The following is a 16,216-nucleotide window of genomic DNA, read 5'->3' as shown; positions in this document are numbered from 1 at the left end:
ATCAAGCGGACTTGGCCATGATCAACCCGCTCTCACTCGCCGCTTCCAGCCGGATCGCAATGAATTTCGACGTCGGTGTATGGCTGCCATCCCCGGTGCTTTCCAGCGGCACCAGCGGATTCACTTCCGGATAGTAAGCCGCCGCCTGACCCGCAGGAATATCAAACGCCAGTAAGGTGAAGCCCTTCACCCGGCGCTCGCGACCGTCGTCCCACAGCGAGACGATGTCGGCTTTCTGCCCCGGACGGAAGCCCAGGCGAATGATGTCGGCCTCGTTGACGAACAGCACATCACGCTGGCCTTTGACCCCGCGATAACGGTCGTCGAGACCATAAATCGTGGTGTTGTACTGGTCGTGAGAGCGCATCGACTGCAGGATCAGGTCCGGCAGTTGCCCGGTGGCACGAGTGCGTTCGTGGACAAGGTCTTTCGGCAGCAGGTTCGCGCGGAAGTTGGCGCGGCCCGACGGTGTGTTCCACTTGCGCGCGCCGGCGCTGTTGCCAAGGTAGAACCCCCCCGGGTTCTTGATCTTCTCATTGAAGTCTTTGAAGTTCGGGATGGTGTCGGCGATCAGCTCGCGGATACGCCCGTAGTCGGCCGCCAGCCAGTGCCAGTCCACCGGTTTGCTGCCCAGTGTGGCGGCGGCAATGCCGGCAATGATCGCCGGCTCCGAACGCATCTGGTTCGACAGCGGCTGCAACTGGCCATTGGAGGCGTGGACCATGCTGAATGAGTCTTCCACGGTGACCGCTTGCGGCCCTTCGGTCTGGATGTCGATGTCGGTACGACCGAGGCACGGCAGGATCAGCGCGTCCTTGCCGTGGGCCAGGTGGCTGCGATTGAGTTTGGTGCTGATCTGCACGGTCAGGTCGCAATTGCTCAGCGCCTGGAACGTGCGCGGGTTGTCCGGCGTCGCCTGGGCAAAGTTGCCGCCCAGACCGATGAAGACTTTCGCGCGGCCTTCGGCCATCGCATGGATCGCCTCGACCACGTTGTGCCCGTTGTGGCGCGGCACCTTGAACTGGAAACGCCGCTCCAGTGAATCGAGGAACGCCACCGGTGGCCGTTCATTGATACCCATCGTGCGGTCGCCCTGCACGTTGCTGTGGCCACGCACCGGGCACAGGCCGGCACCCGGTTTGCCGATGTTGCCGCGCAGCAGCATCAGGTTGGCGATTTCCTGGATGGTCGGCACCGAATGGCGATGCTGGGTGATACCCATTGCCCAGCACATGATCACGTTCTTGCCTTTGGCATACATGCGTGCGGCTTGCTCGATCTCGACCAGGGTCAGGCCGGATTGCGCGACGATCTGTTCCCACGGCGTGTCATCGACGACCCCGAGATACTCCAGCACGTTGGCACTGTGGGCGTTGAGGAAGTCATGGTCGAACACCGCCGGCGCGCCGGTTTTCTGTGCGTCGCGTTCCCACTGCAGGAGGAATTTGGCCATGCCGCGCAGGACCGCCATGTCACCGCCCAGCGCCGGACGGAAATACGCGGTGTTGGTCGGCTTGTCGCCGTTGGTGAGCATTTCGAGCGGATGCTGCGGGTGCTGGAAACGCTCCAGACCGCGCTCTTTCAGCGGATTGATGCAGACCACCTGTGCGCCCCGTTTCACCGCTTCACGCAGCGGTTCGAGCATACGCGGGTGGTTGGTGCCGGGGTTCTGGCCCCAGACGAAAATCGCGTCGGCGTGTTCGAAGTCGTCGAAGGTCACGGTGCCTTTACCGACGCCAACGCTTTGCGCCAGTGCCACACCGCTGGCCTCGTGGCACATGTTCGAACAGTCGGGGAAGTTGTTGGTGCCGTAGGCGCGCACGAACAGCTGGTACAGATACGCCGCTTCGTTGCTGGCGCGACCGGAGGTGTAGAACTCGGCCAGATCCGGGCTCGGCAAGCCTTGCAGGTGTTTGGCAATCAGCGCGTAGGCGTCGTCCCAGCTGATCGGCTTGTAGCGATCGGTCTCGGCGTCGTAGACCATCGGTTCGGTCAGGCGACCCTGATACTCCAGCCAGTAGTCACTCTGTTCCAGCAGCGAGGTCACGCTGTGTTTGGCGAAGAACTTCGCATCCACGCGACGCTTGGTCGCTTCCCAGTTCACCGCTTTGGCGCCGTTCTCGCAGAACTTGACCATGCCGCTTTCCGGCGAATCGCCCCAGGCGCAGCCCGGGCAGTCGAAACCGCCGTTCTGGTTGGTTTTGAGCATCATGCGCAGGTTTTTCAGCGCGTTGTCGCTGGTCAACCAGGCCTGGGCCACACTGATCAGGGCACCCCAGCCGCCGGCGGCACCTTTATAAGGTTTGTAGCGCGGGACAGGTTTCTGGTCGGCTTGATGATGTTGGCTCACGCTTGATTCTCCATCGCGGGGCTATACACCCGCGGCGCACTTTTCTGCGGCAGGTGGATGAGATTGAGGTTATGTCGACGGGCCCATTGCACGGCGAGGCCCGTGGGTGCGGACAGGCTGACCAGGGTCTGGATGCCGGCGCGCAAAACTTTCTGGATCAATTCGAGGCTGCAACGGCTGGTGACGATCGCCAGGCCGCCGTCTGTGGATAACTTCTGGCGGATCAAGCCGCCGATCAATTTGTCGAGGGCGTTGTGCCGGCCGATGTCTTCACGGCCGAGCAGCAATTCGCCGCTGGCATTCATGAACACCGCCGCGTGCACGGCGCCGCAGTGCTGGCCCAACGGTTGAAACGCACTGATGCGCTGACGCAAGCCGTCGAGCCATTCAATGGGTGGCAGCGGTGCACCGGGCAGGACCTTCAGGTCGGGCAAGGCCTGCTCGACCGCTTCAACGCCGCAGAGCCCGCAACCGCTGGTACCGGCCAGTTGCCGACGCTGTTGCTTGAGGTTCCAGAAGGCGCGGTTGGCAATGGTCACTTGCGCATATTGCGCCGAGCCGGCGCCGCTCAGTTGCAGGTCATAGATATCGCTGGCGTCCTCGATGATGCCGCTGCCGAGGCTGAAGCCGACGATGAAGTCTTCCAGATCCGTCGGTGTCACCAGCATCACCGCCTGGCTGATGCCGTTGTAGGCGATCGCCAACGCGACTTCCTCGGCCAGCGCGGTGCTGGCCGATTCCACAAGGGGTAGATCGCTGTAACTGTACGTCTGGCTGGCGGCGGGCGCGGGCGTTTCGAGAGCAGGCGCCGCGCAGGCTGGGCGCTTGGCGTTCATGGCATCACCAACGGATTGATCAACGTTAAGACTAGGCGCGGCAACTTGTCGCGTCTAATCGCTACTGTCGATCTATTGATAGATGTCGTCGATCAAGTGCTTGCCGGTGATTTCTGATACAGCGCGAAACAGGCCTCGGCCAGCGCTGAACGCGGGGCGCCACGGCGCATGATCAGGCCCATTGGGGCGAGGGTCTGGGCGTTTTCGATCGGTTGCAGGCGCAGGTGATCGGTGAGTTTTTCCAGGCCACCGTCCAGCGGCATGATCGCGCAGCAAAAGCCGCCGTGCACAGCCTGTAACAATTGATGGACGGCATCGGTTTGTAACAGTGGCTGCGGGGTCAGGCCACGGCTGTGGAAATTGTGGTCGATGGACTGACGAAAATGCATCCCGCTGGTCAGCATGCCCAGCGGCAGTTCGATCAGCGCTTCCCAGCTCAACGCTGCCTCGCCGAAGGAAAAACTGCGCTGGTCATACAGCAGCCCCATGCGGGTCTCGCTGAAAGCCAGTGATTCGAAACGTTCATGATCCAGGCGATCGAGGTAGGACACACCGAGGTCGATGCGGTTGTTCGCCAGGTGTTCGAGGATCTGCTCGGAACTCAGCGCCGACATTTCGAAACGCAGGTTCGGGTGCGCCGCATGCAAACGTTGCATCAGTGGCAGCGGATCAAAACTCGACAGCGGCACGACACCCAGCCGCAACGTGCCGATGAGGTTGCCGCGACACGCCGCCGCTTCCGCCTGCAGTCCGTCGTAAGCGGCCATCACGGAACGCGCCCACGCCAGCACGCGCTCGCCCGGCGCGGTAAAACCCTCAAAGCGCTGACCGCGATTGACCAGCGGCAGGTCGAGCTCTTCTTCAAGGCTGCGTAGACGCATCGACAACGTCGGTTGCGTGATGTGGCAGCGGGCGGCGGCCTGGCCGAAGTGGCGGGTTTCGTCGAGGGCGATGAGGAATTTCAGCTGTTTGATGTCCATCTTCGCTCCGGTGAGTGTTGGCAGGGGTGGCGATTCTAGCGCTTGCGCGGGGCCAGGGTCATTGGTCGGCCTGGAACCGGGTGTGGCTGATGTGGTCTAGGCTTGAACGTCTGGATCCCCAATCAAGGAGTGTGCGCTATGAGTCTGTTGAGCTTTGTGAAAGAAGCCGGCGAGAAGCTGATTGATCTGCTGACCCCGGGTAATGCCAATGCCAGCGAGCAGTTGAAGGAACACATCAGCAAGGTCGGGCTGGGCAATCCGAATGTGCAGGCCACCGTCGACGGTGACAAGGTCACGGTCACCGGTGAAGTGGCGAGCCAGGAGGAAAAGGAAAAGATTTTGCTGGCCGTGGGTAACATTGCCGGTATCGGCAGTGTGGAGGACAAGATCACCGTGACCGGGCCGGTGGTCGTGGCCGCCGAGTTTGTCGAAGTGAAGGCCGGGGACACGCTCAGTGCAATCTCGTTGCGGGTTTACGGCAACGCCAACCAATACCAGAAAATCTTCGAAGCCAACAAACCGATGCTCAAGGATGTGAACAAGATTTATCCAGGGCAGAAGCTTCGTATTCCGAAGTAAAGCCAAACCTTTGTGGCGAGGACGCTTGCTCCCGTTGGGCCGCGCAACGGCCCCCAGAGGGAGCAAGCTTCCTCGGCACAATGGATTTACAAGCCTGAGATCAGGTCGCGGTAATCCTCGACCGCCGCAAACTCGGCGGTGTCCTTCGGCCCTTTGCGGCTGTCCGGCTCCTTGACCGCCAGCAGATGCGCCACGCCAAAACGCCGCGCACTGCGCAGAATCGGCAACGTATCGTCGATAAACAGGCTGCGTGCCGGATCAAAGTCGATATCTGCCTGCAAGGCATCCCAGAACTGCGGATTTTCCTTGGGGAAACCGTAGTCGTGGGAGCTGATCAGCCGTTCGAAATACGGCGCCAGCTCGATCCGTTCCAGTTTCAGCGACAGCGAATCACGGTGGGCGTTGGTGATCATGATCACCCGCTTGCCAGCGTTTTTGATCGCATGCAGAAAGGTGTCGGCATCCGGGCGCAACGCGATCAAATGCGCGGTTTCCAACTTCAGTTCACGCACCGATAGTTTCAGCTCGGCACTCCAGAAATCCAGGCAATACCATTGCAACTGGCCGGCGTGGCGTTCGAACAGCGGCTGCAATTCCATCTCGGCCATCGTCCGGCTCACCCCGTGCAGGTCGGCGTAACGCTGGGGCAGGTGTTCCAGCCAGAAATGATTGTCGAAGTGCAGATCCAGCAACGTACCGTCCATGTCCAGCAGAACGGTATCAATGTCAGACCACGGTAAAGAAGGCATGGCAACGTCTCGAGCGGTAGAAAGATATCCGACATAAACAATCGGGAAAGCCGCGTTATAGTAGCGCGTTCACGCCAAGGAGCTTTGCATGCGCCAGAAACCCACCGTACTTGCCCGCGAGATCGTCGCCACCAGTCGCCTGTTTTGTGTCGAAGAACTGAAGCTGCGTTTCTCCAATGGTGTGGAGCGTACCTACGAGCGTTTGGTCGGCAAAGGTGCGGGCTACGGCGCGGTGATGATTGTGGCGATGCTCGATGCCGAACACGCGGTGCTGGTCGAAGAATATTGCGGCGGCACTGACGAATACGAATTGTCGCTGCCCAAAGGCTTGATCGAACCGGGTGAGGATGTGCTGGCGGCGGCCGAGCGTGAGCTCAAGGAAGAGGCCGGTTTCGGCGCACGCCAACTGGAGCACCTGACCGAGCTGTCATTGTCGCCCGGTTACATGAGCCAGAAAATCCAGGTGGTGCTTGCCACCGATCTGTACGAAGAGCGTCTGGAGGGTGATGAGCCCGAGCCGATGCGCGTCGACAAGATCAACCTGCGTGAACTGTCGGCGCTGGCGCAAAACCCGCAATTCTCCGAAGGCCGCGCACTGGCCGCGCTTTATCTGACTCGTGATCTGCTGACGCAGCGCGGGTACTTTACGTCATGAGTGAGGTGTCGATGAATTTTCCCCATCCATTGATGGCGCCGGTGGTCGAACTCGCCTTGCAGGCCGGCGAGGCGATTTTGCCGTTCTGGCGCGTCGGCGTTGAAGTCAGTGCCAAGTCCGATGATTCGCCGGTGACCGCTGCGGATCTGGCGGCGCATCATCTGATCGTCGCCGGGCTGACGGCGCTCGATCCGGACATTCCGGTGTTGTCCGAAGAGGACGCCGATATTCCGCAAGCCGTGCGTGCCGGATGGCAGCGCTGGTGGCTGGTCGATCCGCTGGATGGGACCAAGGAGTTCATCAGCGGCAGCGAAGAATTCACCGTCAACATCGCGCTGATCGAAAACGGTCGCGTGGTGTTTGGCGTGGTGTCGATGCCGACCAATGGTCGCTTCTACGTCGGCGGCGCCGGGCTGGGTGCCTGGCGTTGCGACAAGGACGGGACGCCGGTGTCGATTCAGGTGCGCGACGTACCAGGGCCGGGTGAGGCCTTTACGGTGGTCGCCAGTCGTCGGCATTCGAGCCCTGAGCAAGAGCGGTTGCTGGCCGGGTTGAGTGCGAGCCTGGGCGAGCTGCAACTGGCGAATATCGGCAGTTCGTTGAAGTTTTGCCTGCTGGCCGAAGGCGCGGCGGATTGCTACCCGCGCCTGGCGCCGACGTCGCAATGGGACACCGCAGCGGCACAGGGCGTGCTTGAGGGTGCCGGCGGCGAGGTGCTGGATCTGCAGGGCGAAGCGTTCTGTTATCCCGCGCGGGAATCGCTGCTCAATGAATTCTTTCTGGCGCTGCCGGCGAAAGCGGCGTGGCGTTCCAGATTGCTGGAGCTGGCTCGGGGGTAAGTGGGCGGACTCTCGATTCCCCTCACCCCAGCCCTCTCCCGGAGGGAGAGGGGGCCGATTGGGGGATGTTGGAGAGATTCACCGACTTGAACCGGCTTTACTGAATCCATAATCGCTGCCGATCTTTCAGGTCGATGTCTGACGCAAGACACCTCACCCCAGCCCTCTCCCGGAGGGAGAGGTGGCCGATTGGGGGATGCTGGAGAGATTCACTGGCTTGAACCAGCTTTACTGAATCCATAATCGCTGCCGATCTTTCAGCTTGATGTCTGACGCAAGACACCTCATCCCAGCCCTCTCCCGGAGGGAGAGGGGGCCGATTGGGGGATGTTGGAGAGGTTCACCGGCTTGAGCCAGTTTTACTGAATCCATAATCGCTGCCGATCTTTCAGCTTGATGTCTGACGCAAGACACCTCATCCCAGCCCTCTCCCGGAGGGAGAGGGGGCCGATTGGGGGATGCTGGAGAGATTCACCGACTTGAACCAGCTTTACTGAATCCATAATCGCTGCCGATCTTTCAGCTTGATGTCTGACGCAAGACACCTCATCCCAGCCCTCTCCCGGAGGGAGAGGGGGCCGATTGGGGGATGCTGGAGAGATTCACCGGCTTGAGCCAGCTTTACTGAATCCATAATCGCTGCCGATCTTTCAGGTCGATGTCTGACGCAAGACCTCTCGGTCAGTCCCCTCTCCCTCCGGGAGAGGGCCAGGGTGAGGGGATTTTGATCTTTAACGGTGCAAAACGTACTGCCCGGTAAATGTCACAGCATCCTCATCACTTCCCGCGTTGACGATCCGCGTATTGAGCGTCAACCGTGCGCGCCCATAACGCTGATACATCGCCAGAAACCTCTTCCAGACCAGTGCTTCCGGTGCCGGGCAAATCGCCGTGGCATCACCGGTGACCGGCAGTGGATAACTGATCTGGCCTTCCTGAATCACGATGTGCCCGTCTTCGATGCCTTCCTCCTTCAGGCGCAAATGCAGCCAGCCCCAGCCCGCCAGCACCGCGCCGCAGTAGAGGCTGCCGCCGAACATGGTGCTCTTGTGATTGACGTTCGGCTCCAGCGGCAAGTGCAGACTCAACTGTTGCTCGCGCCAGTCAAGGACCTTGAGGCCCATCTCGCGGGTCAGCGGAATGTCGTGATGCAGCACCGATTCCAGATAGCGGCTGTCGCGGTTCATTCGGCTTCGTCTCCGTGGGCATTACTGTCGGCGAAATTCAACCCGTGCTTGCGCAGTTTGTCGTGCAGGGTCTTGCGCGGAATGCCCAGGGCTTCGGCGAGGCTGCGCACCGAACTGTGAGCGCGGGCCAGCTCAGCGGCGATCAACGACTTCTCGAAGTTTTCCACTTGCTCGCTCAGGCCACCGCTGATGACCTCCACGGCGCTGCCACCGCCATCGGTGCCACCGTTGTCCAGCGCCAGCTCCAGGCCGAGGGCGAAACGTTCGGCAGCGTTCTGCAATTCACGGACGTTGCCCGGCCAGGTGTGCCGCAGCAGCAAGGCACGTTGTGCCGGCTGCAGTTCGTGGGGTGGCAGACCGTGGCGGGCGCTGGCTTCATCGGCGTAATGCTGGAACAGCACCAGCGCGTCTTCACCGCGTTCGCGCAATGGCGGAATGCGCAGCGGTGCGACGTTGAGGCGGTAATACAAGTCGGCGCGGAATCGCCCCTGATCAGCGGCCTGGCGCAGGTCTTCCTTGGTCGCGGCGATGACGCGGATGTCCAGCGGGATCAACTGATTGCCGCCCAGGCGTTCGACCACGCGCTCTTGCAGCATGCGCAGTAACTTCACCTGCACATCCATGCTCATGCTTTCGATTTCATCGAGGAACAGCGTGCCGCCGTTGGCGAATTCGAATTTGCCGATCCGGCGTTTCTGCGCGCCAGTGAACGCACCGGGTTCGTGGCCGAACAGTTCGCTCTCGACCACCGACTCGGCCAGTGCCCCGGCATTGATCGCCACGAACGGGCCGTTGCGCCGGCTCGACAGGTCGTGCAACGCACGGGCGACGACTTCTTTGCCGGCGCCGGTTTCGCCGAGAATCAGCACGTCGGCCTTGGTTGCGGCCAGTGCGCCGATCTGTTCGCGCAGGCGCAACATGGGGGCCGAGTGGCCGACCAGTCGGGCGCTCAGTTCATTGCGGTCGCTGAGGGCCAGGCGCAGGCTGCGGTTGTCCAGCACCAGGCGGCGCAGGGCCAGGGCGCGGCGCACGCTGTCGAGCAGCGCATCGCTGGCGAACGGTTTTTCCAGGAAATCATAGGCACCGGCGCGCATCGCCTGCACCGCCAACGGCACGTCGCCGTGGCCGGTGATCAACAGCACGGGTAACTCAGGGTCCTGAGCGTGCAGCTGGCTCAACAGTTCCAGGCCGTCCATGCCGGGCATGCGAATGTCGCTGACCACCACGCCAGGCCAGTCGCGCTCAAGCTGCCCGGCCAGGCCTTTGGCTTCGGCCAGTGGCAGGATTTTCAGGCCGGCCAGATCCAGAGTCTGGCCAAGGGCCTGACGCAAGTGCGGATCGTCGTCGATCAACACCACCTGAATGCGATTGTCGATGGTCATGCACTTCGATCCTCGGACGGTTGCAGGCTGACCCCGGGTGCGCCGGCGCGCAGTCGCAGGGTAATCAAGGCGCCACCTTGCTTGTGGTTGGCGAACGACAGTTCACCACCGAAGGCGCGCATCAGGGTTTCACAGATCGCCAGCCCCAGCCCAAGGCCCTGGGTGCGGGTCTTGGTGGTGTAGAAGGGCTCGCTGGCGCGACCGAGGGCTTCCATGCAGAACCCCGGGCCGTTGTCGCGAATGTACAGATTGACGCCGTCGGCGGTGGATTCGGCACTCAGCCACAGTTTGCGCGGCGGGCCTTTTTCGGTCAGCGCATCGAGGGCGTTGGCCAGCAGGTTGCCGAGCACCTGGCGCAGGCGGGTTTCCCCGGCTTCGACCCACAGGGTGGCGGCGGGCAGGTCGCGGATCAGTTCGACTTCCATGCTTCGGCGGCGTTTGGCGAGTAGCGCCAGCGCATCGTCCAGTGCCGGTTGCAGCGCCACGCTTTCCGGGGCATGCCGGTCGCGGCGGGCGAAGGCGCGCAGGTGGGCGATGATCGAGGCCATGCGTCCGGTCAGTTCGCTGATCAGTTTGAGATTGCCGCGAGCATCGTCGGTGCGCTGATGATCGAGCAGCACTTCGGCGTTCTCGGCGTAGCTGCGGATCGCCGCCAGCGGTTGATTGAGTTCGTGGCTGATACTCGCCGACATCGTGCCCAGCGCCGACAGTTTGCCGGCCTGGACCAGATCGTCCTGCGCACGCACCAATTCCTGTTGCGCCTGCTCGCGCTCGAGCACTTCCTGCTTCAGGCGGCGGTTGAGGCCTTCCAGATCGCTGGTGCGCTCGGCGACCCGGCCTTCCAGTTCGCGGCGGGCCTTGGCTTCGAAGGCGATGCGTTCCAGATAATGCCGGCGGCGTTGCATCATCAAACCGAGCAACAGCATCACCACCAACAGCGTCGCCCCCCCGATGGCGACCACCGTGCGCACCGGGCGGTCGATCAGCGTGCGCGGGGCGAGAATGCTCACGCTCCAGCCGGTTTCGGCGATGTCATGGGTTTGCGTCAGCCACGCGTCAGGGCTGAGATTCAGCGGACGCGGCTCGCGGGTCGGGTACGGCTGAATGGCCGTGATGGCCGAGCGCTCGGTATCGCTCAGGACACGCGTGGAGCGAAAGCGCCATTCAGGACGCGAGGTCAGGATGACCACCCCGTTATGGTCGGTTACCAGCAGTTGTTCCGGGGTTTTGCCCCAGAGGCTTTCGGTGTGGTCGAGGTCGACCTTGATCACCAGTACGCCGATGATCTTTTCGCCGTTGCGCACGGCGGCGGCGAAGAAGTAACCACGTTTGGCCGAGGTCGTGCCGAGGCCGAAGAAACGCCCGAGACGCCCGGCCATGGCTTCGCTGAAATACGGACGAAACGAGAAATTGCGCCCGACGAAACTGTCGTGCTTGTCCCAGTTCGACGCCGCCAGTGTCTGGCCGCTGGTGTCCATCAGGTACATGACTTCGGCGCCGGTCTGGGCGGCGATGTTTTTCAGCAGGCGATTGGCATTGCCCTGGGTGACGCCGTCGTCCGGCGCTCCGAGTACGGCGCGCAGGGCCGGCAGGTCGCCGAGAATCTGCGGCAGCACTTCATAGCGGTGCAGGGTGCCCAGCAGGTTGGCGACGTAGAGGTCGAGGGTCTGGCGGTTTTGTCCGGCGAGTTCGCTGCGGTAGTAACGCTCGGCCAGATGCTCCAGCGGCCACAGCAGCGGCGCCAGGCACAGGGCCAGCAGGGCGAGGCTGCGCCAGCGGGGTCTGCGGGGGAGAGATGGTTTCATGTGCCGGATGCGCCTGTAATGACAGGCGCATTATGCCCACGCTCAGGAAAAGACGTCAGCGTCCTTGAAGAACACCGCTGCCTGATCCTTGGCCGACAGTTTCGGCGCTTCGTCGAGTTGCCAGTCGATGGCCAGGTCCGGGTCGTCCCAGCGAATGCTTCGTTCGGCCGCAGGCGTGTAGAAGTCGGTGGTCTTGTAGAGGAATTCGGCGAACTCGCTCAGGACCACGAAGCCATGCGCAAAACCTTCCGGCACCCACATCTGACGGTGGTTGGCGGCAGACAGACGAACCGCCACCCACTGGCCGAAGTGCGGTGAGCTGCGACGGATGTCCACGGCAACATCCAGTACCTCACCGGCCGTGACCCGCACCAGTTTGCCCTGAGTGTTTTCCAGTTGGTAATGCAGGCCCCGCAGGACGCCTTTCTCCGAGCGCGAATGGTTGTCCTGAACGAAGTGCCGGGTCAGCCCGGTCAGTTCCTGGAAAGCCCTGGCATTGAAGCTCTCGTAAAAAAAGCCGCGCTCGTCACCAAATACCTTGGGTTCGATGATCAGAACACCGGGCAGTTCGGTGGTGATTACATTCATGAAGTTTTCCAGTGAAAGGGGTGAATGGGCGCCATTCTTGCGCAAAGTGCCAAAGGGCGCGAGTGTTCCCGCGCAAGTACTTGTGTCTCGCCGCAAAGGCGGGGGTTGCGCATCTGCCGAAGCAATGGCGATATAGGCGTCTAATAAAATTTCAGGGGTCGTTTCATGCCGCTCGCCACGTTGATCCATCGCGCCAGTCTGCCCAGCCCGCAGGTTTCTCAGGAGCAGGCCCGACAATGGCTGGCAGACCATTACGGGCTCAGCGGTACGCTGCACCCCCTCGGTAGCCAGCAGGATCTTAATTTTCGTGTGGACAGCGCGCGCGGGCGCTTCGTCCTGAAAATCTGCCGGGGCGATTACGCCCTCGTGGAGTTGCAGGCGCAGCATGCCGGCCTCAACTACCTCGCGGCGCATTCTGCAGTGAATGTGCCACGGGTGATTGCAGCCAATGACGGTCAGGATCTGCTGACGCTGGAAGCCGGTGGCGAAGCGGTCCATGTGCGCCTGCTGGACTACATCGAAGGCCAGCCGCTGACCCATCTCGATCATTTGGGGCAGGACGTGGTGGCCGGGTTTGGCCGGCTCTGCGGCGAGATGGATCTGGCGCTGGCCGGGTTCGACCATCCGGGGCTGGCGCGTACGCTGCAATGGGACGCCCGCCACGCCAGTGCGTTGATCAGTCATTTGTTGCCGGTGATCAAGGACGAATCGCAGCGTGCCCTGATCGCCGACGCCGCCGAACAGGCCGAACGCCGACTGCAGCCGTTGCAGGACAAGCTGCCGGTGCAGGCGATCCACATGGACATCACCGACGACAACGCCGTCTGGCAGCGCGATGCGCAGCGGCACTGGCAATTGCAGGGAGTGATCGACTTCGGCGATCTGGTGCGCACCTGGCGCGTCACCGATCTGTCGGTGACCTGCGCCGCGCTATTGCATCACGCCGGTGGCGATCCTTTTGTCATCTTGCCGGCGGTTCAGGCCTATCACGCGGTCAATCCGCTGCAACACGAAGAACTTCAGGCGTTGTGGCCCTTGATCGTGGCCCGCGCGGCGGTGCTGGTGCTCAGTGGCGAACAGCAGGTCAGCATCGACCCCGGCAACCATTACAGCCGCGACAACCTTGTCCATGAGTGGGAAATCTTCCACGTCGCCACCTCGGTACCGCTGGCGCTGATGGAGGCGGCGATCCTCAGCGCCGTCGGCCAGGCCTTGCCGGTTATCGACAGTGAAGGTTTTGCGCCGTTGTTGCCGGGCCTGGTCGGGCGGGAATTCGCGCTGATCGATCTGGGGGTGCTGAGCCCGCATTTCGAAGCGGGTAACTGGGAACAGGACGGTATTGACCAGCGTTTGCTGACGGAAGCGGCGACGGCCCATGGCCTGGCGGCAAGCCGTTACGGGCAATACCGTTTGTCGCGCACCCGCCCTGACAGTGCCGACGAACCGGACACTTTCCCGTTGCATGTCGAGTTGCGTGTACCGAACGGCACTGCGGTGGAATCGCCGTTTGCCGGTGTGCTGCATCAAACGGCCGGGGGAGCACTGCAGCTGGACGGCCCGCAGCTCAGCGTGCGCTTGTGGGGTGTTACGCCCTCGCTGCAAAGCGGCGCAGCGCTGGTCAAGGGGCAGGTGCTGGGCGCGGTCAGTGGCCCGTTGCTCGTGCAGTTGTGTCGCGGTGCGCAGCTGGCGGCACCGCTGTTCTGCACGCCGGCCCGGGCGGCGGCGTGGCAGGCATTGTGTCCGTCGCCGGCCGCGTTGCTCGGGCTGGCCTGTGATGCCGAGCCGGAGCTGGATGCGAAAACCCTGCTGGCGCGGCGTGACGCCAGTTTCGCCCGCACGCAAAAACACTATTACGTCGACCCGCCGCGCATCGAGCGCGGCTGGCGCAATCACCTGATCGACATGCAGGGCCGCTCTTACCTCGACATGCTCAATAATGTCGCGGTGCTGGGGCATGGCCATCCGCGCATGGCGGCGGTGGCGAGCCGGCAATGGTCGCTGCTCAATACCAACTCCCGGTTCAACTACGCGGCGGTCGCCGAGTTTTCCGAGCGCTTGCTGAAACTGGCACCGGAGGGCATGGATCGGGTGTTTCTGGTCAACAGCGGCAGCGAGGCCAATGACCTCGCGATTCGTCTGGCGTGGGCCTACAGCGGTGGGCGCGACATACTCAGCGTGCTGGAGGGTTACCACGGCTGGACGGTCGGTGCCGATGCCGTGTCGACCTCGATTGCCGACAACCCGAAGGCCCTGGAAAGTCGTCCGGACTGGGTTCATCCGGTGACCGCGCCGAACGTCTATCGCGGTGAATTCCGCGGCCTCGATTCAGCCCCTGACTACGTGCGCAGCGTCGAACATCAGCTTGAGAAAATTGCCGGGCAACAACGCCAATTGGCCGGGTTCATCTGCGAGCCGGTGTACGGCAATGCCGGCGGTATCTCGCTGCCACCGGGTTATCTGAAACAGGTCTATGCACTGGTGCGAGCCCGTGGTGGTGTGTGCATCGCCGATGAAGTGCAGGTCGGTTACGGGCGCATGGGCCATTTCTTCTGGGGCTTCGAAGAACAGGGCGTCGTGCCGGACATCATCTGCATGGCCAAGGGCATGGGTAACGGCCAGCCCCTGGGCGCGGTGATCACGCGTCGGGACATCGCTGAAGCGCTGGAAGCGGAAGGTTATTTCTTCTCCTCGGCCGGTGGCAGCCCGGTGAGTTGCCAGATCGGCATGGCAGTGCTCGATGTAATGGAAGAAGAAAAACTCTGGGAAAACGCCCGGACGGTCGGTGGCCATTTCAAGGCACGGCTCGAAGCGTTGATCGATAAACATCCGCTGGTGGGCGCGGTGCATGGTTCCGGGTTTTATCTGGGGCTGGAGTTGGTCCGTCACCGCGAGACGCTGGAACCGGCAACCGAGGAAACCGCGCGGCTGTGTGATCGCCTGCGTGAACTGGGGATTTTCATGCAACCGACCGGCGACTACCTCAACGTCCTCAAGATCAAACCGCCGATGGTGACTTCACGTCAGAGCGTGGATTTCTTCGTCGACATGCTTGATCGGGTCCTCGCCGAAGGCTTGTAAGCGCTGCAGATCCTCCCTGTGGGAGCGGGATTGCTCGCGAACGCGGTGTGTCAGTCGGCCTGTTTGGTGACTGATCCAGTGCTTTCGCGGGCAAGCCCGCTCCCACATTTATCTCAGGCTTCAATTCGATTTATATCGACTTTAATTGCGGCAATGTCGATTAGCAGCATTCTGTTGGCTTTTAAAGTCGATATTTATCGGTTATAAAGTCGCCATTGCTCCGGCATGGCGATCTCATTCCGGTGCGCGCGTTTTTTCTTTCGGTCGAATTCTCGACCGTCAAAGCACTTGCCCGGAGAGGATTCATGAGCCGTATCGTTACCGTCGCCGCCACGCAGATGGCCTGTTCGTGGGATCTGGAAGCCAACCTCGAAACCGCCGAAAAACTGGTGCGCGAAGCCGCCGCCAAAGGCGCGCAGATCATCCTGATCCAGGAGCTGTTCGAGGCGCCGTACTTCTGCCAGAAGCCGAATCCGGACTATCTGCAACTGGCCACGACCGTAGAAGAGAACGTTGCGATCAAGCATTTCCAGAAGGTCGCCAAAGAGCTGCAAGTGGTATTGCCGATCAGCTTCTACGAGCGTGCCGGCCGTGCGCGTTTCAACAGCATCGCGATCCTCGATGCCGACGGCAGCAACCTCGGGATTTATCGCAAAAGCCACATTCCGGACGGCCCGGGTTACCACGAGAAGTATTACTTCAACCCGGGCGACACCGGTTTCAAGGTGTGGAACACCCGCTACGCGAAGATCGGCGTGGGCATCTGCTGGGATCAGTGGTTTCCCGAGGCTGCGCGCAGCATGGCGCTGCAAGGTGCGGAAATCCTCTTCTATCCAACGGCTATTGGTAGTGAACCGCACGACAAAACCATTTCGTCCCGTGATCACTGGCAGCGTGTGCAGCAGGGGCATGCCGGTGCCAACCTGATGCCGTTGATCGCCAGTAACCGCATCGGCAACGAAGAACAGGACGGCTACGACATCACGTTCTATGGCTCTTCGTTCATCGCCAACCAGTTCGGCGAAAAAGTGCAGGAGCTGAATAAAACCGAAGAAGGTATTCTTGTGCACACTTTCAACCTCGACGAGCTCGAACATATTCGTAGCGCGTGGGGTTCGTTCCGTGACCGCCGGCCGAATCTGTACGGCGCGTTGAAAACCCTCGACGGTTCCCTGGAGTCCTGATCCC

Annotated in this window: 13 protein-coding genes; 5 read left to right on the top strand and 8 right to left on the bottom strand. The window is 61.7% G+C overall.

What is annotated here, in order from left to right:
• Window position 1: 1 nt before the first annotated feature.
• From PseuLF5_RS19805 to PseuLF5_RS19795, 3 genes are all read right to left on the bottom strand, one after another.
• Window positions 2–2,350 (bottom strand): FdhF/YdeP family oxidoreductase, encoded by a 2,349-nt coding sequence (locus PseuLF5_RS19805; RefSeq protein WP_340134443.1) that lies wholly within the window; start codon window positions 2,348–2,350, stop codon window positions 2–4.
• Window positions 2,347–3,186 carry a formate dehydrogenase accessory sulfurtransferase FdhD gene (gene fdhD / locus PseuLF5_RS19800; protein ID WP_186748420.1) on the bottom strand — a complete coding sequence of 280 codons (840 nt, stop codon included), beginning with the start codon at window positions 3,184–3,186 and terminating at the stop codon, window positions 2,347–2,349. The genes PseuLF5_RS19805 and fdhD overlap by 4 nt, the downstream gene beginning before the upstream one ends.
• A 92-nt stretch (window positions 3,187–3,278) precedes the next feature.
• Window positions 3,279–4,166 carry a LysR family transcriptional regulator gene (locus tag PseuLF5_RS19795; RefSeq protein WP_123470571.1) on the bottom strand — a complete coding sequence of 296 codons (888 nt, stop codon included), beginning with the start codon at window positions 4,164–4,166 and terminating at the stop codon, window positions 3,279–3,281.
• Between the two features lie 138 nt (window positions 4,167–4,304).
• Here PseuLF5_RS19795 and lysM point away from each other — a divergent pair, with 138 nt between their 5' ends.
• The gene (gene lysM / locus PseuLF5_RS19790; RefSeq protein WP_267805642.1) at window positions 4,305–4,745 is read left to right on the top strand and encodes a peptidoglycan-binding protein LysM; all 441 of its coding nucleotides are present in this window, start codon (window positions 4,305–4,307) and stop codon (window positions 4,743–4,745) included.
• 86 nt (window positions 4,746–4,831) lie between these two features.
• Here the strand turns inward: lysM and yrfG are convergent, their stop codons facing one another.
• Complete coding sequence (gene yrfG, locus PseuLF5_RS19785) at window positions 4,832–5,494, bottom strand: GMP/IMP nucleotidase (protein ID WP_123470575.1); 663 nt, start codon at window positions 5,492–5,494, stop codon at window positions 4,832–4,834.
• Between the two features lie 88 nt (window positions 5,495–5,582).
• Between yrfG and nudE the strand changes: the two genes are divergently transcribed.
• On the top strand, window positions 5,583–6,149 hold the full coding sequence (gene nudE / locus PseuLF5_RS19780) for an ADP compounds hydrolase NudE (protein WP_123470577.1): 567 nt from the start codon (window positions 5,583–5,585) through the stop codon (window positions 6,147–6,149).
• A gap of 11 nt (window positions 6,150–6,160) precedes the next feature.
• The gene (gene cysQ / locus PseuLF5_RS19775) at window positions 6,161–6,988 is read left to right on the top strand and encodes a 3'(2'),5'-bisphosphate nucleotidase CysQ (protein ID WP_123470579.1); all 828 of its coding nucleotides are present in this window, start codon (window positions 6,161–6,163) and stop codon (window positions 6,986–6,988) included.
• A gap of 731 nt (window positions 6,989–7,719) precedes the next feature.
• On the opposite strand, the gene PseuLF5_RS19770 is transcribed toward cysQ, so the two are convergent.
• Genes PseuLF5_RS19770 through rfbC form a run of 4 tightly spaced genes read right to left on the bottom strand, consistent with a single transcriptional unit; the run spans window position 7,720 to window position 11,950 of the window.
• On the bottom strand, window positions 7,720–8,175 hold the full coding sequence (locus PseuLF5_RS19770) for a thioesterase domain-containing protein (protein WP_322375375.1): 456 nt from the start codon (window positions 8,173–8,175) through the stop codon (window positions 7,720–7,722).
• Entirely contained in the window at window positions 8,172–9,557 is a 1,386-nt protein-coding gene (locus PseuLF5_RS19765) for a sigma-54-dependent transcriptional regulator (RefSeq protein ID WP_340134438.1), read from the bottom strand. Before PseuLF5_RS19765 ends, PseuLF5_RS19770 begins: the two co-directional genes overlap by 4 nt.
• Window positions 9,554–11,362 (bottom strand): sensor histidine kinase, encoded by a 1,809-nt coding sequence (locus PseuLF5_RS19760; protein ID WP_128614180.1) that lies wholly within the window; start codon window positions 11,360–11,362, stop codon window positions 9,554–9,556. Before PseuLF5_RS19760 ends, PseuLF5_RS19765 begins: the two co-directional genes overlap by 4 nt.
• A gap of 42 nt (window positions 11,363–11,404) precedes the next feature.
• Complete coding sequence (rfbC, locus tag PseuLF5_RS19755) at window positions 11,405–11,950, bottom strand: dTDP-4-dehydrorhamnose 3,5-epimerase (RefSeq protein ID WP_340134436.1); 546 nt, start codon at window positions 11,948–11,950, stop codon at window positions 11,405–11,407.
• Between the two features lie 165 nt (window positions 11,951–12,115).
• On the opposite strand from rfbC, the gene PseuLF5_RS19750 reads away from it, so the two are divergent.
• Together PseuLF5_RS19750 and aguB are read left to right on the top strand one after the other, a co-directional pair.
• On the top strand, window positions 12,116–15,028 hold the full coding sequence (locus PseuLF5_RS19750; protein ID WP_340134434.1) for an aminotransferase: 2,913 nt from the start codon (window positions 12,116–12,118) through the stop codon (window positions 15,026–15,028).
• Between the two features lie 305 nt (window positions 15,029–15,333).
• The gene (aguB, locus tag PseuLF5_RS19745) at window positions 15,334–16,212 is read left to right on the top strand and encodes an N-carbamoylputrescine amidase (protein ID WP_128615437.1); all 879 of its coding nucleotides are present in this window, start codon (window positions 15,334–15,336) and stop codon (window positions 16,210–16,212) included.
• Window positions 16,213–16,216: the final 4 nt, after the last annotated feature.

It is taken from the genome of Pseudomonas sp. LF-5 (assembly GCF_037626295.1).
Classification (GTDB): Bacteria; Pseudomonadota; Gammaproteobacteria; order Pseudomonadales; family Pseudomonadaceae; genus Aquipseudomonas; species Aquipseudomonas monsensis.
Note: the sequence above shows the minus strand (reverse complement) of the source record. Positions and strands in the feature narration are given on the sequence as shown.